Source organism: uncultured Flavobacterium sp., from assembly GCF_937967675.1.
Lineage (GTDB): Bacteria > Bacteroidota > Bacteroidia > Flavobacteriales > Flavobacteriaceae > Flavobacterium.
In genome coordinates, this window is sequence record NZ_CALBSN010000031.1 from 1 (window position 1) to 23,220 (window position 23,220).

Consider the following 23,220-nt stretch of genomic DNA (forward strand, 5'->3'; position numbering starts at 1 on the left):
AGCAAACAAATAATTGATGCTAGGAATACTTGGACTAGGAGCGATTTTTGTGCAGATGAATGAGGTAATTAATTGACTAATCAAAAATGATTATGATAGAAAGGAAGAACATTAATCAATTAATTTTTCATTTTTATCCCCAAAAATTTTTATTTCTTTTTTGAAATCATATAAATAATTTGCAATTAGTTTTCTTTCACTAATTTTTTTTTGATACACTAAATAATCGCTTATTCTTTGATTGGTAATAAAATGAATTAAATTAACTAATTCTAAAAATGAGTGTTTGTTTACAATTCCAATTTCGATACTTCTCTTAATAATATAATTGATCTCAGTTTTAATAGCTTGTTCAATAGTTGAAAGTGAAGTACCTGTTTTACTTTCTTCACCTTTATCTTCTAGTTCCCCAACAGAAGTTGGTAAGTCCCCAAAACCTAAAAAAACTTTTGCACCATACTCTACTGCTTTTTTACCAATTTGTCCATTTGAATTACAAGATAGAGAAATAACTTTCTTATTTTTAAAAATGTCTATATTTTGATCATTAATAAAATTATCTTCATAAAAGTATTTTTCAGGACTTTCCTCTTTGACGAGTTCATTTTCGAGAGTACCATAGTAATCGCCTTTAGCACCATATAAACAATTACTTTTTCCATGCCCCATAAAAAGAATTAATCCCTCTTCAGAGAAGTTATTAATTTCAGACAAACATTGTTTATGTGAACTAGATTGAGGTTTAATGCTAAAATAATGACAATCTTCTAAAAATTTAGATTGCAAATGACTTTTTATTCTTTCTAAAAAATTAGTGGACTTATCATAAGGATGAACAATTAAGATTTTTTTGCTCATAATCAAATCTTTACGGTAAGATAAGCAACTACCTGTTGAATTATTTCTCTTTTAAATTCAACCCCAAGTACATCATCATTATCTAAAATATCAGCTACTTCAGAATATGTCATCCCATTGAATTTAGCATTAACAAAATTTTGTTCAAAAATAAAATCAGGATATAATCTTAACGCTTGTGTTACAATTAATTCTGTAGATTGAATATCATCTTTAAGAAACTTAATAATAATAGAATCACGATCATCTCTATCTAAATATTCGTGAACACTATATTTAATTAAAGATTTTATTTTTGCTAAACCTTCTTGTTTAATAATTGCTTTATCAGGTTCATTCTTTATTTTAAGTATCCCTAAATTAGGTTCAATAATATTTTTTAACACTTGATCTAGTACTCCCGAGTAAACCAATTTTGGTGTACGCTTAAATAATTTCCTATTATTAAAATTTCGCAAAAGTTCTACACCATTAACTTCATCATCATCTAATTCGTAATCAAATGCAATAATGTCAAATACTAAATTTCTATATCTTAGTTTAACTTCTTTTTCAACTTTATCAAGGTCGATTTTACCAAATGTAAGAACTTGAGTATAGGCAGTATTTCCCACTTCAAATTGCTGACAATCTAAATCAATACCTTCATGTCTTGCATCTCTAACCAATTGTTCAATTTCTTCTTTTTGGTCTTCATTATCTATTATTAAACAAGTTCTTTTTATCATTTAATTTGTATTTCAAAACAAGCCCCATTAAGCTTTAAATTATTACCTAGAAGTTTGATTGTACCATTCATAGATTTTAAACCTTCTCTAACTGAATTCATCCCAATACCAGAACCTCCCTTTGTAGTTGTAATGCCCAGATCAAATATTTTCTCTTTGGATTTTTCATCTTTAAGAAATTGTTCTGCAATACCAATACCATTATCCGAAAACAAAATCTCTAAAACTCCTTCTGAAGAATTTGACATTTCTATTTCTATCAAATTTGCACCAGCTTTTTCAGAGTTTGATATCAAATCGTCTAAAACAACAGACATATCTAAAACACTAAATTTCTTTACAAGAGAAGCCGATGAATTATTTATTTTAAATTCAAGTTCACTTCTTGGATATATATCTGAATAAATTTCAATGTATTGTTCAATATATTTGACAACATCTGCAATTTGAGCGTTACTATCCGTTTTAAAGTTTGACCTAGTTATAATCTTACTTATTTTATTTGCTTTTTCAGACTGAAACTTAATTGCACCTAAAGATTTTAACAGAGAATTCTTTGTGTAATCATTATTTAATATTTTATCATATAAATTATCTACACTACTGCTAATTTTTTTTGAAGTAATCTTAATATTATGAACTAACCCTTTTGCATCTTCAGTCAAAGTTCTAGAAGAAGTTCTTAAATATGTGTTTTTCTCTTTTTCTAATTCTAATTCTTCTTCAAGTCTTTTATTTTTTTCTTCAAGCCTTTTAGCTTCTTCTTCAAGTTCTTTTGTTTGTTCAAATTTTGCTTGAAGCTCCAATTTTAATTTTTCTTGTTCTAACTTTAAATCTTGTATCAGTTTTTCATTTACTGGAAAATTTTCAATTTCAATTTCAGATTTACTGAGTTCATTTATTAGTTGATATATTTGGTTTGAAGAGAGTGTTTTATTATTTAGTTGACCAACAATTGAATCGATTTCAGCTTTTGCTTTTTGAGCTTGTTCTTCAGCTAATTCTGTAACTAATTTTTTATTTATAGAAAGCGAAATCACATCTTCACTTTTACTATTAATTATTTTATCAATTAGAGAAATTACTCGTTTATTTCGAGTTAAACTATCTTCTTTATATTCCTCTTTAGATTCGTTCCAATTCTTATCTTCTAAAACTTTTTTCTCTATTGCATTGTCTTTTAAATTAGAACTATCCCAATGAATTCCTTCTACGACAAATCGTTCTAACCTTCTGAATGTTTTAAAATAATAACCATAAGGTGTATCATTTTTAGTCAATTGCTCAAAATGCTTATTGTTATCTACTCCTGATCTATTCGAGATTATAAAAAAATCATCTTTGTCATCATCAAATTCTACTCCATTAATCTCAATTCTTCCAATTACTTCACGTGTACCTAAAAATCTATTATAACCCTGACTTTTACGCATTTCCATACCAAGCCAATCATTACCATCATCACCGTAAGGAGGAATTCTAAAACCATTCACAAATAGAAAAATTGAACCAAATTCCTTAGACCTAATACCTGTTTGTCGTTTGAAATATGCTTTGGAATATGGATTTAAATAGTAAATATTTATTTCAATATCTTTAAGTAAATCATATGGATTATTTTCAACAAGAGTAAATATTTCTTTTCCTCTATCTCGTAAAACAGTAGTTAAAATTTTACCATCATTCGAAATTTTTGAATTAATGTATGTTGCTTTAAAATCAAGGTTGCTAAAAATTCTATTTTTGACTAAACCATTAATTTTTTCACTATCTGGCAAACTTAACTCTAACTTTTTATATTCATCAGCCTGAATTAAAACATCAAAAGATTCAGCTTCAAAATTCTGATTAGGATTAATAAAACGCTCTAACTGCCTCTTAAGAGATTGTATTTTTTGTAAATCCCATACTTCTCTTAAATCACTAATAAATAAAGTAGTTCCAGTAGAAAATTTTTCTAATTCAGTTTCTTGAATATATTGTTCAGTGGAAATTTCATCTAGTTCAAAATCTATATCCTGAATATTTCTCTCAATGTCATTTACCTTTTCAAACTCTGTCCAATCTATATAAAGTTTTAGTAATGGCTCATTTTTTTTTCGTGTATAAATTGTTAGTGATTTACCAAGTCTATCACATGAAAACCTACCTACACCTTTATTCCCTGCTAATTGTCTATTAAACTCTTCTTTCTTTGTTTTTTTTTCAGAATAGGCAATATTTAACCATTTATTTATAAGGTCATATTCTGACATGCCAGAACCAGTATCTCGAATGATTATTTTAGAAGAATTACTCTTTTTATAATCTCTTAATGATAGGTTGGAAATTATATCTCTAAATATTATTTTGGCATTGTTTGAACCCGAATCAAAACAGTTTTTTACAAGCTCCAATACCGCTACGTTATCATCGGTTATTAGATCTTTACCAATTATACTTTTTAATAAAATATTTGTTCTAAATCTTACTTTAGCCATTAAATTATAGAATTTAAAACGATACCTGCTTGTTCTCCAAAAAGAGGAGGAATAGCATTACCGATTTGTGAATAACGTGGTACCTCTTGGGTTCTTCTTTTACCGCCAGTAGTATATTTTCCTTTAAATTCATACCAATCGTTAAAAGATTGGATTCTAGCATATTCACGAACTGTAAATATTCTTGGCTCACAATAGTGTATGTAATCGTCAGGTAACGTAGTTATCGTTGGTGTTGGTGTATTTCCTGCAAGAGGAATTATTGTTCTTTTTTTAAGATTAAATCGTTCTTTTATATCTTCTGAAAGTGTTTTGTTTTTATTAGCATATTCTAATATATATTCAAATTTTTCAACTGTAGAAGGACTATGTTTTGCAAAACGATGGCTATCAGGAATTGGGTTATTATAATCTCCTTTTAATAATTTTTGATAATTTGATTTTGGTTTATTATATAAACCAGCCATGAATGAATGTGTATCAGGAGAGGTAGTTTCATTTGTTCTTAGCAAATCCGAAATAGCATCTTCAAGACTATTGGTCAATCCAATGCCTTTATTAATTAGAAATCTTTCTCTTTCTTTTCTAATTGTATCGAAAAAAGCATCGGGTTTAGTATTATTTGCAATGTCTTTACGAATACCTACTAAAATAAACCTAGTCCTCTTTTGAGGTACTCCAAACTCTGAAAAATCTACCAATCTACCTTCAACTTTATAGCCTAAGTATTTTTCATCATCAGGAGTGTATTCTAAAGCGCTTTTTACATATTCAGAGTAGACTTTCCCTTGAATTTTGTTTTTGTCAAACTTCTGCGTAAAACCTTTAACGTTTTCAAAAAAAATAACTTTTGGCTGAACTAAACGAATAAATTTAATATAAGATTTAATCAATTTATTTCTAGAATCATTTTCAATTCTTTTACCAGCAGTCGAAAAACCTTGGCAAGGTGGTCCACCTGCAACCATATCAATTTCACCTCTTAATGCCTTTAATTCATTTTGGTAATTTTTTATAATTTCATTGATATCATGGTTTGTTTTTGGCAACCAATTTGGCCAATTAAAATGTTCTTTATTTTGAATTAAGTTATGCTCAAATGTTTCAAAAGCATCTGGGCTTTTTTCAATAGCGAACAAACCTTTCCATAAGCCTGAATTATATAGTCCAAGTGATAGACCACCACAGCCTGCAAAAAGGTCAATGTATTTTTTCTTTTCACTCATGTTAGTTTTTATTCTTATTTGTTGAGTAAAGTAATTCTCTAATATCTATTTTAAGTACATTAGCAATCTTTAAAAGATTCTCAAGAGAAGGTTGGCGGGCATTAGTACACCATTGAGAAACAGTAGATTCATCTTTACCTATTTTTTCCGCTAACCATTTGTTTTTCTTCTTGGTTTCAGCAAGAGCTACTTTAATTCTATTAATTTCCACTTAAGCCAATATATTTGCGTTTTATGCAAATATATTAACAAAAAGTGAATATCTGCTATTTTTGTAAGCTTTTTGATAATATATGCAATAAGAAAAAAATTTTAAATGTAGTTAATATTAAAATTTATGAGTCTTATTACTTATATATTGTAAACAATTTTTGTTAATATTTTATTTGCGATTGACTACAGATTGTGTAGTGTTTTGCGAATAGAATATTAGTTAACTATTGGCAGTAAATGGAGTTTATTGCCGAAACTTAATTGTCCATTTCGATGTCGATATAGGATTTTAAATTATACAATTCGATTTGGTTTTCGTCATCTCCTTCACATTGTCCAATTTCAATTAAAGCTATGTCATTAGCAAATGACTTTTCTCCAATTAACTGTTCGATGTGAATATATACTGCTTCTCTAAGTCTTGGGTTATCTTTGTGGACGATGTAGTTTTTGAGCAATACTTTTATTCCTAAATCGGTTGGTTTGTTTGGGTTTTCTAATGGGATGAAATACATTTCGCTTATTCGTAAAGTTATGCCGTAATATTCTAGTGGTTTGTAGGTGCCGTTTTTGTATTTGGTTAGGTTGGTTTTTGGTTGTAGGAACGCGGTGATTTTCCTACTTTTTACAACCGGTGCATTATGTATGTTACTTTTCAAATTGCTGTGTATGGAGCCCGTCACTGACAGGCAGACATTAGTTTATTGTTGTAAGACGTTAAAAATATGTAAATTACCTCAATATTTCGGGAAGCATTATGCAAAATAGTTGTTACCAGCCATTATTCTCATCTATGTAAGGATAATTTGTCGTTTTAAATTATCAAGATATGCCACCCTTTTAATTGGGTCTTTTTCTTCGAGGTATTTGTTCATTGTTTCTGATACTTTATCGTCATCTATATTTGTTATCTCCCAACCAAATTCATGTAGTCGCCTGTTTAACTTACAAGCCCCAATTGTAAAATGTCCTTTGGTCGTCTTATCCAAATAATATCCATTCACAACTAGGATATGTTCGTCATAGATGTCAAAATGTGGATGAACTATTTTAAACGCATTTGATGAACGTGGGTATTGTCTTATTCTACTTGCTCTCTTGATTGTGTTTGGAATTGTTCCAAGTGTTTCCTGTTCACGTTTGATTTGGTTGCAATCTGCACAAATCACGCATAAATTCTTAGGTGTGAACATGAAGTCAATGTGTTTTGATTTTGGAACAACATGTTCAACATGGCAATTTAGTGCAGATGTAGTTGATACGTTTTGTTTACAGAAAGCACACTTACCAACTTGTTCAAACTTATAAAAGTCTCGTATATGACAACGAATCGCTTCCAAGTCACTGTCAGACCATGAAGTATGACAATAACCTGCTTGTGCTTTTTTAGCGTCAATTACCGCTTCATGTGATGCAGAAAAAACAACTGTATTATTTATATCAGACATAGATTCTATACATTTCTTTGATAGCTTCAACAATATTTTTTAAAGGGTCAGATGATTCTAGGTTGTAATACTGTTTCTCAAGTATTTTCAGCTTACTCAAATCATCATCATCAAACTTTTTTCTCTTTCCAACCTTAGTGAAAATATTTAACGCTATTCTACTCAGATACTCATTTTTATATCCTGGAGTGTTAAAAACATATGCTAATTGAAAATCTATGGATTTATTAATTAATCTCTCTGCATTAACAAGATTACCGTCTTCTATTGACGTAATAAAACAATTGGTAGGCGAAAGTTTTGCAATGATTTGTGGCGAATGTGTAGCTATAATAAAATGACAGTCTTTATAGCAAGAGAATGTCGCAATTAAAATCTGAATATATTTTTCTTGCCATTCAGGGTGAAGGCAAACTTCGGGCTCATCAATACAAATTAAAGAGTTGTCTTGAATTTTGCTTGCAATTCCAAGTATGCTAAGAATCACACTTTGCTCTCCAGAACTAGCATCTTTAATAGAAAATATTTCACCTGTGTCCTTAGACTCTAAACCAATATTTCTTAACCTAAGAAAGCCTGATTGTATCAAAAAAAGAATGTCGTCTTCAAGCAATTCATACCCATGGTCTAGCCTAAAACCATTACCGCTAATTACCATGTTACATTCTATGCCGATATTGTTTTCGATTATCTTGTGTGCTAAGTGTCTAATGTGTTCAACTTTTGAATAATCAATTTCTTCATTTTCGTGGTAGAAAAACTTTCGATTGAAATTCCTTAATGGAGTATACCTTGTAGTATTTATAAATTCTTCAGGGTTTTTGCTTTCAATAATATCACTTAGAATTCTTTTTGAAGAGTTTAGGCTCAAGTTAGCATGAATGTTTTCCCTATAACCAAGATAATCTAATACACTACCAAAATCTACTGCTTGAGTATTTCTATAAATTACACTTTGGACAAGAGATGCAAATATTTTACTCATGTAAGCAACACCAAAATTGGCACTCATTAGGTCTCTAAGACCTAAGTAGGTATAATTCGAAACTTCGTTGTATCGCCTTGAAATTGGAAATTTGTCAAATGGGCTTGTCGAAACAGCAATAATTTGGTTGGGATATGAGTTACTGAGAATTTCACCATTCCAGTAACTTCTCTGAAATCCCAATTCCATGTCCCTATAAAATCTTCTTTGTGATTCCCCAAGAAATTGTCTTACAATAGTATTTAATAGACTACTTTTTCCTGTTCCATTTTTCCCTACTATTATTGTAAATATGTTTTCGTGATGAGTCAATTCTCTGGTGTTAACAAACTCAATTATTTTATTTCTATGTCTGTAGTTTTCTATAATCATTGTATCTGTCTTGTCTGTCTTTATAATGGCTGGTAACGTATGCTACTTTGCATAGTGCTGGGTTCGGAGCCCGTCACTGTCAGTTAAGCTACAAAGTTAATTGTTGTAAGACGTTTAAAGTCTGTAAATTATCCCGAAGCTTCGGGAAGCATTATGCAAAATAGTGGTTGACAGTAGTTTCTCTTTTTGTCATTATATGCTATTTCATTTAGTCTTTGGCTGATTTTCTCTTCAACTAAAGCCATTGGAGTCGCAATTCCATTTACATATTGCAGATTTCCGTTCATATTGTTGTTGATTAATAGTTGAATAAAACTTGCCTGACTTTGAACTCCATTGACTTTAAATTTTTCATTTTCTCGGTCATACAAAAGATATGGTGCACCTGACGAACCAAACCTAAAAAAGCCTTTTATCAGGTATCGCAAACCTTCAAACCGATAGGAATTTCCTAGCAAGTCATTCTCCAATGCAAAGTTGTCAAGAAGTCCTTCAATTCTTGCTTCATTGATTATTCTGCCAAGATTATCATAGGGTGCCACTTGTAAACAAAAATAGTCTTGAGTCCCGGTATCATATAGTTCAAAGTCAATTTCAATTGAAGGCAGTTTGTTGATTACATCATTATGAGTATTAATTATTCTGTAAATGGCTATATCTTCACTTTCTAGGTTGTCAATTAATTCTAGTTCTATTAGAAAAGTGTGTCTATTTAATGAAGGTTCATGAAATTTGTGATTGGCAGAAAAATGTGCATTTAAAGCGGCATCTGCACAGAATGTGTTGTTTCTAAATGTTGTAACTAAAAATGGTTTGCAGCAATCTTCATTATAAAGTTTCGAATATCGTCTGTCAACTCTAGCATCATCAAGTTTTTTAGCTAATTGTTCACCTGTTTGTTGATTTAATCCTGTCGCTATTCTTTGATTTGTCTCTGCAATTAGTGGATATGCTTGGTCAAATTGTGGTCTGTCAGCTGGATTTATTTTTGTTAGTAGTTCTGTTTGATAAAAATGGTCAGAAAGAATGAGAGGAAGTCTGTCAAACTGTCTGAGATTATGAGATACACTTATAATAATCCCCTTTCCAACGTGAAACGCACAAATATTGTTTGTAAATGCCTTGTTTGGTGCACTTGAATTATAAATTGACATAATTCTAAAAAGTGGAGAGGTATTTTCATCGATAAGTTGTAATTTCTTGTCTTTCATATTTTAGTCATTTAAAGGATATGGTGTCGTCAGTAAAATTATTACAAACTTGTTTATAACATCAATGATATATAACTTTTTTAAGTGTTGTTAGTAGTGATTAATTCTATTTTTTGGTTGATTTTGATGGTTTTAATGATGGAGTATTGCCAGGTGTTTTTTTATTATCACGTTGACGTTGATCTGGTTTTCCTGTTGAAGTTGCTGTTCTTTTTGGTCCTGGTTTTAGTGCCATAATATTGTTATTTTGTATTTATTATTTATAAAATTATATACGAACGCGAAGGGATTCGCGCACGAGCGGGTAAATTCGAGCTATTAGGTTTTGATTTATTTTATTATTAAAAATATATTTCCTCTTAAGTTTACGTCTAACTTTTGTAAATCTGCGTTATCAGGAATTTACTCCACGTTTTCAATATAAATTTGAGGATAAGATATGTCTTGACTCGTGCAGTTCAATATTTCATTTTCATTTGGTAGTCTAAAATCAATGTGAATTTCTAGATTTTCTATTTTATATTCCTCAGGTAAATTAATTGCATAAAAAGTATTTTGAGTAGAATTTTGAGGAGTATTAGAATAGCCATCAACAAATTTTATAAGATATGTATTGTCACAATCCATTCCAACTCTTAATACCGTTGCATTATTAATTAAACTATCAGAATTATCATCATTGTTACTACAAGATAGTAACATAAAAAACGAAAAAAAAGTTAAAAAAAATGTTTTCATGATTATATATTTAAAAGTTAATAATTATATAAAATAGCCACGCATTGTGCGTGGCATATTATTTTTTATTGTTTAATTAATGTTTTTCCATCTACAATTTCTCCATTAACAACTAATGCTACTGTGTAAAAACCACTTGGATAATTACTTACATTAAGATTTGTTTCACTTGAATTTATATCTAAAATATAATTGTTTGATGTTCCATTACTACCATAATATCCAATAATCATTAAATAAGCAGAATTTGCTCCGTTTAATTTGTAACTTACCAAAACATTATTTGTGGCTGGATTTGGTGTAATGTTTTCTAATGTACTTGGTTTCAATTTTACTTCAACTTGTTTGTAATCTTTGAAACCATCAGCAGTTGCAATTACCTCTAATTTGAATTTTTCTGCAACAGCATTAGCTATTTGTAAATCTTTACCTTGATAGATTAAATTTCCTTCATTGTCATACCAGTTATAAATAGCAGGTTCGTTGATATCATTTGCACTTATAGTAATAGCTTGATTTAAATCTACTTCTTTGTCTGGTGCTTCAGCTTCAAAAATAGGTCTTGGGTTTTTAATGATAATAAAAGTTTCACCTCCTATTACTTGACCTGTTTCACCATCTTTTTGAATAACGTGATAAGCATAATTTGTTTTTTCTGTTAATTCTCCTATTAAGAAATTAAAATCTAAACGCAAAGTACCTGTTTCATTAGCATTGAACGAAATATTGTCTAAAATTACGTGATTTCCTCTAACTATTTTTCTTTTTTCTTCTAATGTTGGGTCGAGTAATTGAGCTTCTTTTCCACCTCTTTCCCACGCATTGAATAAAATTTCATCCATTTTGATTCCTACTTCTGCTTCTTGGTAAATAGGTTTGCCTGTTTCTAAATCTGCAATTTCTAGTTCTAAAAAGAAGGTTTTAGGGTGATTAAATGGATTTGCAACTGCTACTACACCACCTGGATTTACTATGTTGTTTGGCAAAATATCTACAACTGTTACATTTTTCCACGCAATGTTGTTATTGTTTCTTGTGTTTGCATTAATATCGCCAGTTTCTATTGAAGTCATTGGGTCATTTGTTGCTTCAATTCTTGCTAATAAACAAAAATGCCATTGGTCTTGCGAGTAATCAGTTGGATTTGGTACTTGCCAAGGAAAGGTTAGAATAGTTTCTTGTCCTGCTTGTAAAACAGGAATAGTTAATGTTCCAATTTGTTGACCCATTGAAGCATTTGTAACAGGTTCTGAAATACCGCCATTCCATGGGTTCGGCCAACTTAATCCAGTTGAGGCTTTTGCCCAATATAGTTTTAATTGTTCATTTCCTGATGAAGCAACACAACTTTTATTTATAATTCTTACTTTAACATAATTTGGGTTTCCAAGAGCGGAATATTCAGGGTTTTCATGTGTTAATCCACTATCATTATTGTTTCTTACCCAGATATTATCGCTTGTCCACATATATTGTGTAATAGTATTTGGCTCTGAACCTGTGTCGTCTTGACTATCTTTAACCATCAAATCTAAAGTTGGTGAATTTGAGTTTGACGCAACTAATACTGCATTGTAAGCATTCACTTTACCATATCCTAATTGTATGGAATGACCAGGCATCGATGTAGACCAATTATAGTTGAAACCTCCTATTTTATCAGCTGTATTTTGTAATATTAATTTTAATTGACTAGCCGTTAAACAAGGGTTAACAGATTTCATTAAAGCAAGAACACCTGCAACTATTGGAGTCGCTGCAGATGTCCCTCCCATTCTGCCAGTATAAGAAGCAAAATTCGTACCGCTACTTGGTAGGGTTTCTCCAACAGCTGGTAAAACAGCCCAAGAATCTTTCCAACTATTATAACCTTGATTTGTATTTGGAGAATCTATTGTCCAAATATTAAAACTTTCTCCACTTATTTGTGAATTATATGCAGTATGAGAAGGTGCAACAATTTCTAAAGTTTGTCCATTAGGGCTATAATTAGCTTGATTGTTATTTCTGTCTGACGCTCCAACAGTAATTAAATCTGGAATAGCTGCATTACCTGGAAAATTAACATAACCATTATTACCACTAACTCTATTTGCTGTATTACCGGCTGCAAACACTACTAATTTATTATTTGAAATTGCATTATTTATAGCTGAAACAATTACTGGCTGTAAATTTGGATTGCTTGAACCATAGCCCCAACTATTTGATAAAATATCTGCATTGTGAGTTACGGCAAAATTTATAGCATCAGCATATACATTTGCTGGTACAGAACCAAATGGTATTTTTATTGGCATAATTTTACATAAAGGCGCAACACCAGATATTCCCTCATTGTTGTCTTGACTAGCGCCAACTAACCCTGCACATGAATTACCATGGTTGTTACCAGATGTTGATGAAATAGTTGGTGATGGATCATTAGGATTATTTGTGCCATCATATTGATAAGCAAAGTTACTACCATTTAATCTTACTTGTCTAGAATTTGGTAAGTCAGGATGATTATTTGAAACTCCTTCATCTATTATTGCAACAATAACATTAGGGCTACCTTTTGTGATATCCCAAGCTTCTGGTGCATCTATGTCTGCATCTACTGTTGTACTTTTACCATCATTTGTTCCTTGACCAGTATTGTGTAAATACCATTGTTGAGAAAAATATTGGTCATTAGGTATATGGCCATACAACTCTGTTTTAGCAATGAAATTAGGTGTACAAAATTCAAAATTACCAGTTTGATATAAAATTTTAGAAACTTGTAAAGGATCACCGTTAGTTTTAAATAAATCGTATGAAGGAGTCGATTTTATAAGCACAATCCCATAACTTGATAATAGATTATTCTTTTGGTATTGTGTAATATCACTCTTATACTTTAATACAATTTCATTAGTATAGTACATCTCAATATTTTCAGATGTTAGATAAGTTGGTATAATTTTATAATCTGAATAAGTGTTCAAATTTTTATTACTTGTTATTAAAAATGAATTACTTGTCAGTACTTCACCTGGTACTTCACCTGGAATCATAGTGTCTGTAACATATCCATTTTCAAAAAGTAATACTTTTTTATTAGGATTATTTTCAATACTAATCATATTATTATTGAAAGTGTAATAAAAGTCAGTTTGTGCCCTTACAAATTGAAGCACAAAAAATAATGAGATGAATATGTATTTTTTATTTTTCATAATAATACTAGTTTAAAATTAATTTATTTATATGAATATTTTAAAAAGATTCAAGATTTATTATATTTTTTTAATTATTATAATTTTGTCTTGATTTTTTGGTTTATAGCTATTATATTACAAGATTGATTTTGTATGATTAATTAGATAGAAATATTTTATTTAGTAATTCTATTTTGTTGTTGATTTTGAATGTTTTAATGATGGAGTATTGCCAGGTGTTTTTTATTATCACGTTGACGTTGATCTGGTTTTCCTGTTGATGTTGCTGTTCTTTTTGGTTCTGGTTTTAGTGCCATAATATTGTTATTTTGTATTTATTAATTTACTAAAATTATATACGAACGAGAAGGAATTTGCGCACGAGCGGGGGATTCGCGCACGAGCGGGGGTAGTTTTTCTCTAAAATACTATCATTACTCTCCATTCGTCACCATTATTTATTTTTAGGTAGAATATTTCTCCACCAAAAACTTTAACTAAAAGTCTCATCTTGTCATATGGTTCCATTGTCACCTTACCAATTGACTCTTGAAGTAAAATGTCAATAGCAACCTTTAAATTCTGTAATTCAGGAAGTCTAAATGGAATGGTAAAATTTATATTTTGAAACTGCTGCTCAATATCATTAAACCCAATGTCTGCTCTATCAGCAACAAAGTCCAATGAATTTCTTTGTCTAATTGCAAGATAAATATCTCTATTAGTCAGGTCTTGATTTAATTTTGGCATAGGCTTTTAATTTTAAGAGTTTGTAATTGAGTTGTTGAATATTTTCATTTTCGTGTGTGAAAAAATTATTGGAAATACATTAGTCGGGCAAGCTCGTTTTGTTATCGCTGCTTCCAATTTCTCTAATGCTGTCTGATAAATTTCGTCAGTCTTGCAAGCAACCACAATAACAAAACCTACATTGTCCATATTTGCTTGAAAATATTTTTTACTTGTTATCAATGTTTCCTTGGCTATTCTTAATTCGTCAACAATTTTAATGTAGTCACATTGTGCGTCATTAGAAATTTTAGTGCTACTGCCATCTCGAATAAACTTTAATTCAATAGCAACGGTTTCACCATCATAAAAAAAGCCTTTGTTTGGATAGTCTCTTGCTAATTCAAATGTATTTATATCCAGTTTTTCAGGATTTAAAATTGTCAAATCAACTTCAAACCCGCTTTCTCTGTCAGGTTTGAACCAAGTAACTTGTGAGTGAATAAAGCCAGTCTTCCAAGTTGAAGTCTTACATTTTTTTCTTGTCGAAAAATTCAATTTACTGTGAAGTTGTCTATATAATTCACATTCTAAATCTCCTTCCGTCAGCAGTAACCCTTTGTTTGTTGCAAAGTCAGTTTGAATTTCTTTAACAGAAGAAATTACAGTTGCTATCCATTGTTGTGTTTGTTTGTCCATAAAATTACCGCTAACTTGTATTTAAACGAAACTTTAATACTAGTATCTTAACCTTAGGGAAAGATTAGTTAAAGAATTATTTATTTAGTTGTAAATAAAAAAATAAAATAACGATTGATTTTACGGTGTTTTTGACTTTTTTTTACGGTGTTTTACTTGTACTTTTCAATGAATATCATGACAAATTTTAATAAATAAGCGATTCGGTTTAAAAAGGTAAATTTTTAAGTATTTTACCCAATATTTCCTCATATGCTATTGCCAAAACTGTTATCTTAGTTATCAATGGAGCGGTAGTTGATTTTAGGTTTTCGTTACTTCGTATAAGCTTACATAAGGAGCTCAAAAATAAGTTTAGATCTATCCCGAAATGTTGGGAGTGGTGACATTTGGGTTAAAAAAGATTAAAGCCAAGTCGTATGATTTGGCTTTTTTTAATTTATTATTAATTGTTTTAAAGAATAGTAGTTAAAATTATTTAACACAAATTAATTATGGGTAAAATAATTATTTAAAAACGTTTTATTTATAATGTAAATCTTACTTTGAATAGCGCTTGTCTTGGCCTTAAATTAAAATTTGTTTCTACATAACTAAAATCGTTAATGTTTATAGTTCTATAATTTGTTGTATTAAAAAGATTTGATAATTGGAATTCTAAATCTATTTTATTTTTTGTTAATGTATATCTATAAATTAAATCTGTGAATATATTTTCTGTTCTTTCTGTAAATAAATTATTATTGATGTATTCTGATTTTATTGCAAAATATTGATTTTTAGCTGGATAAAAGTTTAAATTAAGAATATGACTTTGTTGGGTTACTGTTGGGTTTTCTTGATTTTGAGTTTTATTCTTTGAAAATGTCCAGTTAGCTTGATATTCAACATTAATCTTGTCAGTAATATCTGTATCAATTTTATTACCAATTGTCAAGTTTTGATTTTTTATAGCTGTTAAATTGTTGTTTACTAATTGTTGAAAATTTTGAAGATTGAAAGTAGCATTTAGTGTAATATTAGATTTTATTTTGCTAAAATATTTACTTGCTCTTGTTGAAATATTATGATTGTTTCTGTTGTTTTCTTGTTCAATTGCTTTTAACTCAGTGGCTCCGTTAGTTGAAACTTGAGTTTGATAGAGTAATTTATTTACACTTTTATTATTTACGTACATAACATTCCAAAATAACGTTTTGATGGGATTGCGGTAGGCAATTCCAAAAGAGAAATTTTGATTTAAATTTTGTGGAATTGGGGCATTTATACGTTGTAAATTCCTGTAATTTTGTAAAATATAAGCATAATGTATTTGATTTATTGTGCCAAATTGATTTGAAAAATTGATTGAAGAATTAATTTTCCAAAATGAGTTTACGTCATAGATTACTGATAATCTTGGCTCAAAAGTTACCTGATTTAGATTTTCTGATGACTGCAAAGGGTTGTCTTTGATTTGAAAGGTATGATGATTAATAGGAGTTGTTAACTCAAATCGCCATTTATTTTTTTTATATTGAGTTGTAATATTAAAATAGAATTTAGAACGAAACCAATCTAAATTATTTGAAAATTCATTACCTAAATTAAAGTTTTCCGAAGTTAGAATTTCACTATTAAGTTGTTGATTTTCTATTTGAAAGCCAACTTTTGGTTCTATTGAGAATCTTTTTATTGCTTTTGTAAAACTGATAGAGTTGTTAGTATAAAAAGTATTTAAATCAACTTGCTGTTTAACTTCATCATATGGGAGGTTATTGTTTAGTATATTCTCAAATTGTCCTGGGTTTACAGTTAAAGTTTGAGGGGTTTTATTTAGACCTACATAAGAGTTTAAAGTTATCATTTGTTTACCCAAAGGAAAGATATTTTTTAAATTATTTGAAATTCTAAAAAACTCATTATTCAATTGTTGATTTATTGGTTCATTATTTAATACAGTATTACCTTTTTGACTATCCCAAAATCCTTGAAACTCCAAGCTATTTTTGAAATAATTTTTATCAGCATTTTTTTGTAGTGTAATATTTGTTTGTAATGAATTATAAAATGATTGATTATATTTTTCTTCTAAAATAGTAATAGTATTAACAGGTGTAATAAACTCTGTATTGGTATAACCTTTTTGTTGTTGATAATCATTTAGGTATGATAAATTTATACGCAGTTCATAATTATTATTGAGTTTTTGCAAATAATTTCCAGATAGTAAATGGATATTATTATCTAACCATCTTTTTTCAGAAAAATTTGGGGTAGCTAATTGTTGAATGCTTAACCAATCTGTTTTTTCAGAATTGTTTTCAAATTGATTGATTAAATCTTCAATAGTTAATTTTTTTAGTTGAGAGGCAACATTAACTCCTGTGTTATTAGTTTGGTAAGTAGCAAGCATTTGCGTTTTCTTTGTAAAAAGCATTGGTGTAATATTAGCATCCCAAAGCAAAGGATTAAATCCACTTCCTAAACTAGCTTGTCCTGTAAAAGTATAAGCATTTTTAAGTTTGATATTTAAAGCTGCTTGGTCAGAAAACTTTAAACTATCTAGAGCTCTAATGGGTTGATGATTTTCTAAAATTTGAACTTGTGTAACTTCTTTAAATGGTAAATTTTCATTGGCTAAATTATATTTACCTTCAAGCAAATCTAACCCTTCAATGTAATATTTATTAATAGGTCTTCCTTGATATAGAATTTTACCATCACTCAAAACTTCAATGCCTGGCATTCGTTTTAAAACGTCTCCTATACTTCTGTCTTGTTCTTTAGAAAATGAATTTACAAAATACTTAATTGTATCACCTTTTTGTTTAATAGGTGAAGTTTTTACAATAATTTCTTTTAATTCAAATGATTTTTCATTTAAAATAAAATTTTTTGTATTGGAATTATTTTTGATAGTTTCAGTAATAGTTTCATAGCCCATACATCTTACTTGAATGTCAATTTCTTTATCGTTAGATGAAAAAGTAACATTATAAAAACCTTTACTATCAGAAATTGCATAAGCAATAACATCATCTGTACCTTTTTTAAGTATTAATACACTTGAATTTGGAACAGGTTTATAATATGCGTCTGTAACATACCCTTTTATAACAATTTGGGAATAAATAGCATTACTTATTAAAAGAATTAAATACAGAAACTTTTTCATTTAGTAAGAGAGTTCTATTGGGTTGTTTTCATAAGAGTTTTTTTCTATGTATTTTAATTTAACTCTTTTCATATCTTCATCAGATAATTGAATAGGACTATTTTTTAATAATAATTCAGGATTATTTTTATATTTATTAACCCATTTAAAAAAATCATCTTTTGTTAATTCTTTATAATTTTTTATGTCATATAAACGTGTATTTAGTGGTGTTTTAATACTTTTTAAAATAAAATTATAGTCATTTGAAGTATCATAAATTTGAAAAATAAGACCAGGTAATCCATAAAATTTGAATGGCCCATCAAAAACAGAAAAATCTAATGAATACCAGGCAATATAATTTCTACCAGCAAAACTGACTGTAGCTTTTTTACAAACAAAATCTCCAATTTTTTTTTCTTCATTTAATAATTTCCATTTTAATAATGGCAATGAATCAACATATTTGAACTTGTCTGTTCCAACTTTTTGATAATAAGTCATTAAACTAGATTTAATATTTTTTTCTATCGTATTTGTAAACTTTGTTTTAGGAATTTTATAAATATCTGCTAAATTTTTTGAGTTTTTTGTAATTGAATCACCAATGTTAAAGTTTACACTACTAAAGAAAGACACTCCATTATTTATGCTCAATAAAAAATCCTCTGATCTTATATCGGTAGTATCTTGCTTACTAATTTTGTAATTAAGTTCATAAATTATTTCTATATTTTTAAATTTATTTTGAGCATAAAATAAATTTAAAACAAAAAGCATTATTATAGTTATATTATTTTTTTTCATAATAAGTTGAATTAAAGATAAAGAAAAAGGATGTTAAAATAATTTATTATTTTAACATCCGAAAAAACTTGAATTATGGACAAACTACACTGTCAAAAAACAATAAAGCTTCCATAATTTCTTGAGTTGACCACCCATCAGCTCCTGTAACATGCCAAACACCACCACAAGAATCATAAAAAATAAAATCAACTTTTTTTACAATTTTGATTTGATGGTTTTCAACCATAGTTTTAAAAGTTGTAAAATCTACAGATTTTATAACTTCTTCACTTTTAATTAATAAATTAGTTTCTTTTACATCACAGTTTGAAGAAGCAAAAGAAAATGATCCGATTAGCATGAAAGCTAAAGATAAGAATAAATTTTTCATTTAATTAAAAATTATTATACACCATTTATATTTAGGACTTGTGTGATTAGTTTTCGCCCTATTGCAATTTTTTCGTGTTTGCAATGTCACTATTTCATTTTTTTCTTTGAGTAATGAACAAATCTCGCAATTCGTAGCTACTGAATGTTTTTAATAATACTTTACTTTATTATAATAGTCACAAGATTATTGCAACTTGTTTATATAAAAGATTTAAGCCTAGTATCTTGAGCGTAGTACAAGATTTACAAATACTACAATTACTAATGTTGTAAATGAAAAGAGGTATGATTTTTACGGTTTTTATGATTTTTATTACGGTATATTTTGCTTGTAAAAATTAAAAAAAAAAGAGTCTAATATCTAGTATTTAATATATTATTACTTTGTCAACCTAATATGATCATTGAATTTAAGTAGTCGATTGTATTATTCCCAATATACAAAAAATGTTTAATATTCATTAACGAAACAATCACTCTTACTTAACCATTTTGTGGTTTTGTTTTTCATTTTCGAAAATTTAAAAATAAATACTAAAACATTCTTATTTTAAAAAAGATATCTTTACTTTGGTGTTTAAATCTTTCAGCATTATTTAATCATTGAAAAAAATCACTATTATGGTAATATTAAAGGACCTACTAAAATCATCCATAAAACATATCCTATAAAACTTCCAATTAATGCAGAAAAAATAAATGATAATCTATACTTAATAGGAATTATTTTAAAAAAAACAACTGATAATATTAATAATCCTATAATTCCTAATAAAATTGAAACAGTACCTTCGAATAAATTTAAATAAGTTGAAATTTTCAATTCATCACCCCAAAATAATGAAGAAGATTTTTTAAAGATAAACTGTAAAGCTCCTTTAAATAAGTTGAATATTTCTCTAGACCAAAAAAGAGAAAGGAAAACTAAAAACCAAAATAGGATTCTTCTTGATTTTATTTTTTTATTAAATACTAGTAAAAAAAAAGCAATACTACCTGTTATGATTGTGTGTAATACACCTCCTAATACAATTAAAAACTCATCATAATATATTTTATCAAGTTTTTTATAATACTGTATACTATTTTGAAAAGGTCTCATTTCAATAATTATAGATTCATTTTTTATATAAAAATCCGTAATACTTTTCTTTATATCGCTATTCCATTCCATACTTGAATAATGTAAAATAGTATCATAACCTAATAATTTTGCTATTACAATATGACCAAGTTCGTGGTGTAAAGTCCCAAAAATTGTCAAAAACACAAAGCATGTAGAGAAATAAAAAATTTCATTTTTAAGTATTATTATTTGCATAGTTTGAACAATTTAAATATAAGTGAGTTGTAAAAATTAAAAATTCTTACAACTCAATACTTATTAATTAGCTAAAAATTCCTTAATTTGAGAAGAATTTCTGTTTGTTATCGAAGCAATATCCTCTATTATTGAGTTTAATATTTCTTGGTAATTTGAATCAGAAACTTTTTTTGCTTTATAATAATTTACCAAATTTATTAGTTCATCTCTTTCACTTTCAGTAATTACTATACCTTTAAAATTATTATCGTTTAGTTTACCTTTAATTGACATAATAACAGGAAGAATTTCAAAATATTTAGTTATTTCTTCAATTGTTACAGGTTCATTTTTAAGATTACTACTTAAATAATAATAAGCATTGATATAAAGCTCACCTGTTGAGTTTCCGATCAAATTATTATCTCTAATATCATAAAAAATTCCGAAAGAGGAAAGAATTTCATCTTTATCTGATTCTTTAATATTTGAAAATAAAGATAATATATTAATTCTACAATCTGTTGGACCACCAGGAGAATCTACTTTAATAATTCTAGCAGTTGTCTCTTTTTCTAACATGAACTGCTTTAATTTTGATTTTGAAATTTTAGAAAAATTAACCTGATTTTCTGCATTATCATTTGAGCAATTAAAAAATGATAATGATAACGAAATAGCTAAAGCTAATACAATAAATTTTTTCATTTTTAATATTTTTTTCACCATTAAGGACTTGTGTGATTAGTTTTCGCCCTATTGCAATTTTTTCGTGTTTGCAATGTCACTATTTCATTTTTTTCTTTGAGTAATGAACAAATCTCGCAATTCGTAGCTACTGAATGTTTTTAAGAACTCTATTTTATGCCTAATGTTGGTCAATAGTTTCATACAACTCGTTTATATGAAAAACTTTCAAGCATATATATATCTTATAGATGATATTAACGAAATTTCAATTTAAAACTTTGTAAATTAAAACATATAAAAAATTAATATTTTACGGTGTTTTTGGAAAAAAATTACGGTGTTTTTTGTAGGTTTTTATTGTTTTACTTGGATATAAGCATACAAATAGCAAAGCGCTATGGTATTCTTTTGATTACCTCCTAATTGTCCTATCTCAATAAATGTGATATCATTGGCAAATGCTTTTTCTCCGATTAAATGCTCGATATGGACATAAACTGCTTCTCGAAGTCTTGGGTTGTCTTTGTGGATGATGTAGTTTTTGAGTAACACTTTTATTCCTAAATCGGTTGGTTTATTTGGGTTTTCTAATGGGATGAAATACATTTCACTTATTCGTAAAGTTATGCCGTAATATTCTAGTGGTTTGTCGGTGCCATTTTCGTATTTGGTTAGGTTGGTTTCGGGTTGGAGGAATGCGGTTATTTTCCAATGTTCTAAAACAGGTGCATGATGGACTAGTAATTCTACTTCTTTGAAAAGGTATGGATTACCATTTGCTGTAATGATTAATTCTGCACCATTATTTTTGTTTTTGATGATGAGGTCAAGGTCTTTGTTGTATTGGTGCAGTATTTCGATTAGGTTGTCGAAATGAATTTTTAGTTCGTCATTTGGGATTTCGTTTAGGAGTAGGAAGACAAAGTTGTTTTGTTGGAAGTAGTTCCAGAAGTTGGTTATTGTGTTCATTTGTTTCAAGTTTCAAGTTTCAAGTTATAGGAACGCGGATGAAACGGATTCTTTGCAACGCGGATTAATACTGATTTTATCTTTTATCTTGTGCTGTTTTTTCAAATGCAATTAAATTAACCATTTCCCTCAATCGTGAGCGAACTCGGTTGCCGTAGTGCTTTTCTATTTCGGTGGCGGATAGGTTTGTGGTTATGTGGGTTAGGAGTTTCTTTGAAATGAATAGATCATATCTTGATAAGAGAATTTCTGCCATGACATTGCATTCGTTTCCGAAGTATTTTAGGTTGTTTTCTGTTCCTAAATCGTCAAAGCAGTAGGTTCTTGGTTCGGATTGGTAGAGTTGGCCAATGCTGTATTTGTGGATTATTTGGTAGCCGTCTTGGATAAATTCAAAGCTTATGTCTCTGCATGGTTTTACAGAAAATTTATTCCCTATTGAGGCTAAATGTTTCATTAGGGTCATTAATGAAGTTTTACCACAACCAATTGGTCCAGTTAATAAAATTCCCTTGTTGACGTTTATGCCGTATTGAAAACACGTAGGCTCGTCTTTTAGAAAATAAGCAATGAGTTTGTATACTATTGGGTAATCAGTATCTATTATTTTGAATTGATTGCCGTATAATTCGATGCCTTTTTGTTCTAGCCAATAGATTACTTCTTGGTAGTTGTAATTGGTTTTTATTTCTGTTTTCATAGTTTAAGATTTAACCGCAAAGAGCACAAAGGTTCAACGCAAGGTTCGCAAAGTTTTTTTTGCCACGGATTAAAAGGATTTGCACAGATTTACTCACAATGACAGTTACAATGGCTCTGAATAGTTTTTATCGGTTGTTGTGTTGAGGTGTTTTGGTCTATTTGTCGGTATTGTGTCGGTGTTGTGATTGAAATTAATACTGTTGATTATCCAATTTTGTGCTGCTGCTTGCCAATTGACCATTGGTGTTTTGCCCCCGACAAGCCAACCGACACTGGAGAAATAATTGTAGAATTTTAGGGCTTCTTGGTCTGGGAAGTTGTTTTCTAGGAAATAGGTTTTGACTTCTTCGAGAACTGGATTTA

At 28.9% G+C, this 23,220-nt stretch carries 21 protein-coding genes and 1 pseudogene; all 22 read right to left on the reverse strand.

Annotated features, from left to right (window positions below; translation table 11 throughout):
* Positions 1–111: 111 nt before the first annotated feature.
* Entirely contained in the window at positions 112–858 is a 747-nt protein-coding gene (locus tag Q0075_RS01680) for a hypothetical protein (RefSeq protein WP_297868009.1), read from the reverse strand.
* A gap of 2 nt (positions 859–860) precedes the next feature.
* Positions 861–1,586 (reverse strand): hypothetical protein, encoded by a 726-nt coding sequence (locus Q0075_RS01685; RefSeq protein ID WP_297868010.1) that lies wholly within the window; start codon positions 1,584–1,586, stop codon positions 861–863.
* Positions 1,583–4,066, reverse strand: a complete 2,484-nt coding sequence (locus Q0075_RS01690) for an ATP-binding protein (protein WP_297868011.1) — start codon at positions 4,064–4,066, stop codon at positions 1,583–1,585. The genes Q0075_RS01685 and Q0075_RS01690 overlap by 4 nt, the downstream gene beginning before the upstream one ends.
* Entirely contained in the window at positions 4,066–5,292 is a 1,227-nt protein-coding gene (locus Q0075_RS01695) for a DNA cytosine methyltransferase (protein ID WP_297868012.1), read from the reverse strand. Before Q0075_RS01695 ends, Q0075_RS01690 begins: the two co-directional genes overlap by 1 nt.
* 1 nt (position 5,293) lies before the next feature.
* A complete protein-coding gene (locus Q0075_RS01700) occupies positions 5,294–5,503 on the reverse strand; it encodes a helix-turn-helix transcriptional regulator (RefSeq protein ID WP_297868013.1) in 210 nt (69 codons plus the stop codon).
* A gap of 259 nt (positions 5,504–5,762) precedes the next feature.
* A complete protein-coding gene (locus Q0075_RS01705) occupies positions 5,763–6,164 on the reverse strand; it encodes a hypothetical protein (RefSeq protein WP_297868014.1) in 402 nt (133 codons plus the stop codon).
* 132 nt (positions 6,165–6,296) lie between these two features.
* Positions 6,297–6,953, reverse strand: a complete 657-nt coding sequence (locus tag Q0075_RS01710; RefSeq protein WP_297868015.1) for an HNH endonuclease domain-containing protein — start codon at positions 6,951–6,953, stop codon at positions 6,297–6,299.
* Positions 6,946–8,310: an AAA family ATPase gene (locus Q0075_RS01715; protein WP_297868016.1), complete on the reverse strand. Its 1,365-nt coding sequence runs from the start codon at positions 8,308–8,310 to the stop codon at positions 6,946–6,948. Before Q0075_RS01715 ends, Q0075_RS01710 begins: the two co-directional genes overlap by 8 nt.
* A gap of 128 nt (positions 8,311–8,438) precedes the next feature.
* Positions 8,439–9,521, reverse strand: a complete 1,083-nt coding sequence (locus Q0075_RS01720) for a hypothetical protein (RefSeq protein WP_297868017.1) — start codon at positions 9,519–9,521, stop codon at positions 8,439–8,441.
* A 106-nt stretch (positions 9,522–9,627) separates the two neighbouring features.
* Complete coding sequence (locus Q0075_RS01725; RefSeq protein WP_297868018.1) at positions 9,628–9,756, reverse strand: hypothetical protein; 129 nt, start codon at positions 9,754–9,756, stop codon at positions 9,628–9,630.
* Positions 9,757–9,923: 167 nt separating this feature from the next.
* Positions 9,924–10,259: a hypothetical protein gene (locus Q0075_RS01730; protein WP_297868019.1), complete on the reverse strand. Its 336-nt coding sequence runs from the start codon at positions 10,257–10,259 to the stop codon at positions 9,924–9,926.
* A 65-nt stretch (positions 10,260–10,324) separates the two neighbouring features.
* The gene (locus tag Q0075_RS01735; RefSeq protein ID WP_297868020.1) at positions 10,325–13,462 is read right to left on the reverse strand and encodes a S8 family serine peptidase; all 3,138 of its coding nucleotides are present in this window, start codon (positions 13,460–13,462) and stop codon (positions 10,325–10,327) included.
* A 402-nt stretch (positions 13,463–13,864) separates the two neighbouring features.
* Complete coding sequence (locus Q0075_RS01740) at positions 13,865–14,194, reverse strand: hypothetical protein (protein WP_297868021.1); 330 nt, start codon at positions 14,192–14,194, stop codon at positions 13,865–13,867.
* Positions 14,195–14,206: 12 nt separating this feature from the next.
* Entirely contained in the window at positions 14,207–14,872 is a 666-nt protein-coding gene (locus Q0075_RS01745; protein ID WP_297868022.1) for a hypothetical protein, read from the reverse strand.
* A 526-nt stretch (positions 14,873–15,398) separates the two neighbouring features.
* Positions 15,399–18,029 (reverse strand): carboxypeptidase-like regulatory domain-containing protein, encoded by a 2,631-nt coding sequence (locus tag Q0075_RS01750; RefSeq protein WP_297868023.1) that lies wholly within the window; start codon positions 18,027–18,029, stop codon positions 15,399–15,401.
* Complete coding sequence (locus Q0075_RS01755; protein ID WP_297868024.1) at positions 18,030–18,818, reverse strand: GLPGLI family protein; 789 nt, start codon at positions 18,816–18,818, stop codon at positions 18,030–18,032.
* Between the two features lie 73 nt (positions 18,819–18,891).
* Positions 18,892–19,191, reverse strand: a complete 300-nt coding sequence (locus Q0075_RS01760; RefSeq protein ID WP_297868025.1) for a hypothetical protein — start codon at positions 19,189–19,191, stop codon at positions 18,892–18,894.
* Positions 19,192–19,812: 621 nt separating this feature from the next.
* Positions 19,813–20,514, reverse strand: coding sequence for a hypothetical protein (locus Q0075_RS01765; RefSeq protein ID WP_297868026.1), 702 nt, complete (start codon positions 20,512–20,514; stop codon positions 19,813–19,815).
* 63 nt (positions 20,515–20,577) lie between these two features.
* Positions 20,578–21,204, reverse strand: coding sequence for a hypothetical protein (locus Q0075_RS01770; protein ID WP_297868027.1), 627 nt, complete (start codon positions 21,202–21,204; stop codon positions 20,578–20,580).
* A 336-nt stretch (positions 21,205–21,540) separates the two neighbouring features.
* Positions 21,541–22,155, reverse strand: coding sequence for a hypothetical protein (locus Q0075_RS01775; RefSeq protein ID WP_297868028.1), 615 nt, complete (start codon positions 22,153–22,155; stop codon positions 21,541–21,543).
* 76 nt (positions 22,156–22,231) lie between these two features.
* Positions 22,232–22,855 (reverse strand): ATPase, encoded by a 624-nt coding sequence (locus Q0075_RS01780; protein ID WP_297868029.1) that lies wholly within the window; start codon positions 22,853–22,855, stop codon positions 22,232–22,234.
* Positions 22,856–22,960: 105 nt separating this feature from the next.
* A pseudogene (locus Q0075_RS01785) lies at positions 22,961–23,220 on the reverse strand (transcriptional regulator); the annotation flags it as partial.

Excerpts from the sequence above, each read along its gene's own strand:
- Q0075_RS01680 (WP_297868009.1), bottom strand. The coding sequence starts at position 858 with ATGAGCAAAAAAATCTTAATTGTTCATCCTTATGATAAGTCCACTAAT.
- Q0075_RS01685 (WP_297868010.1), bottom strand. The coding sequence starts at position 1,586 with ATGATAAAAAGAACTTGTTTAATAATAGATAATGAAGACCAAAAAGAA.
- Q0075_RS01690 (WP_297868011.1), bottom strand. The coding sequence starts at position 4,066 with ATGGCTAAAGTAAGATTTAGAACAAATATTTTATTAAAAAGTATAATT.
- Q0075_RS01695 (WP_297868012.1), bottom strand. The coding sequence starts at position 5,292 with ATGAGTGAAAAGAAAAAATACATTGACCTTTTTGCAGGCTGTGGTGGT.
- Q0075_RS01710 (WP_297868015.1), bottom strand. The coding sequence starts at position 6,953 with ATGTCTGATATAAATAATACAGTTGTTTTTTCTGCATCACATGAAGCG.
- Q0075_RS01715 (WP_297868016.1), bottom strand. The coding sequence starts at position 8,310 with ATGATTATAGAAAACTACAGACATAGAAATAAAATAATTGAGTTTGTT.
- Q0075_RS01720 (WP_297868017.1), bottom strand. The coding sequence starts at position 9,521 with ATGAAAGACAAGAAATTACAACTTATCGATGAAAATACCTCTCCACTT.
- Q0075_RS01725 (WP_297868018.1), bottom strand. The coding sequence starts at position 9,756 with ATGGCACTAAAACCAGGACCAAAAAGAACAGCAACTTCAACAGGAAAA.
- Q0075_RS01730 (WP_297868019.1), bottom strand. The coding sequence starts at position 10,259 with ATGAAAACATTTTTTTTAACTTTTTTTTCGTTTTTTATGTTACTATCT.
- Q0075_RS01735 (WP_297868020.1), bottom strand. The coding sequence starts at position 13,462 with ATGAAAAATAAAAAATACATATTCATCTCATTATTTTTTGTGCTTCAA.
- Q0075_RS01740 (WP_297868021.1), bottom strand. The coding sequence starts at position 14,194 with ATGCCAAAATTAAATCAAGACCTGACTAATAGAGATATTTATCTTGCA.
- Q0075_RS01745 (WP_297868022.1), bottom strand. The coding sequence starts at position 14,872 with ATGGACAAACAAACACAACAATGGATAGCAACTGTAATTTCTTCTGTT.
- Q0075_RS01750 (WP_297868023.1), bottom strand. The coding sequence starts at position 18,029 with ATGAAAAAGTTTCTGTATTTAATTCTTTTAATAAGTAATGCTATTTAT.
- Q0075_RS01755 (WP_297868024.1), bottom strand. The coding sequence starts at position 18,818 with ATGAAAAAAAATAATATAACTATAATAATGCTTTTTGTTTTAAATTTA.
- Q0075_RS01760 (WP_297868025.1), bottom strand. The coding sequence starts at position 19,191 with ATGAAAAATTTATTCTTATCTTTAGCTTTCATGCTAATCGGATCATTT.
- Q0075_RS01765 (WP_297868026.1), bottom strand. The coding sequence starts at position 20,514 with ATGCAAATAATAATACTTAAAAATGAAATTTTTTATTTCTCTACATGC.
- Q0075_RS01770 (WP_297868027.1), bottom strand. The coding sequence starts at position 21,204 with ATGAAAAAATTTATTGTATTAGCTTTAGCTATTTCGTTATCATTATCA.
- Q0075_RS01775 (WP_297868028.1), bottom strand. The coding sequence starts at position 22,155 with ATGAACACAATAACCAACTTCTGGAACTACTTCCAACAAAACAACTTT.
- Q0075_RS01780 (WP_297868029.1), bottom strand. The coding sequence starts at position 22,855 with ATGAAAACAGAAATAAAAACCAATTACAACTACCAAGAAGTAATCTAT.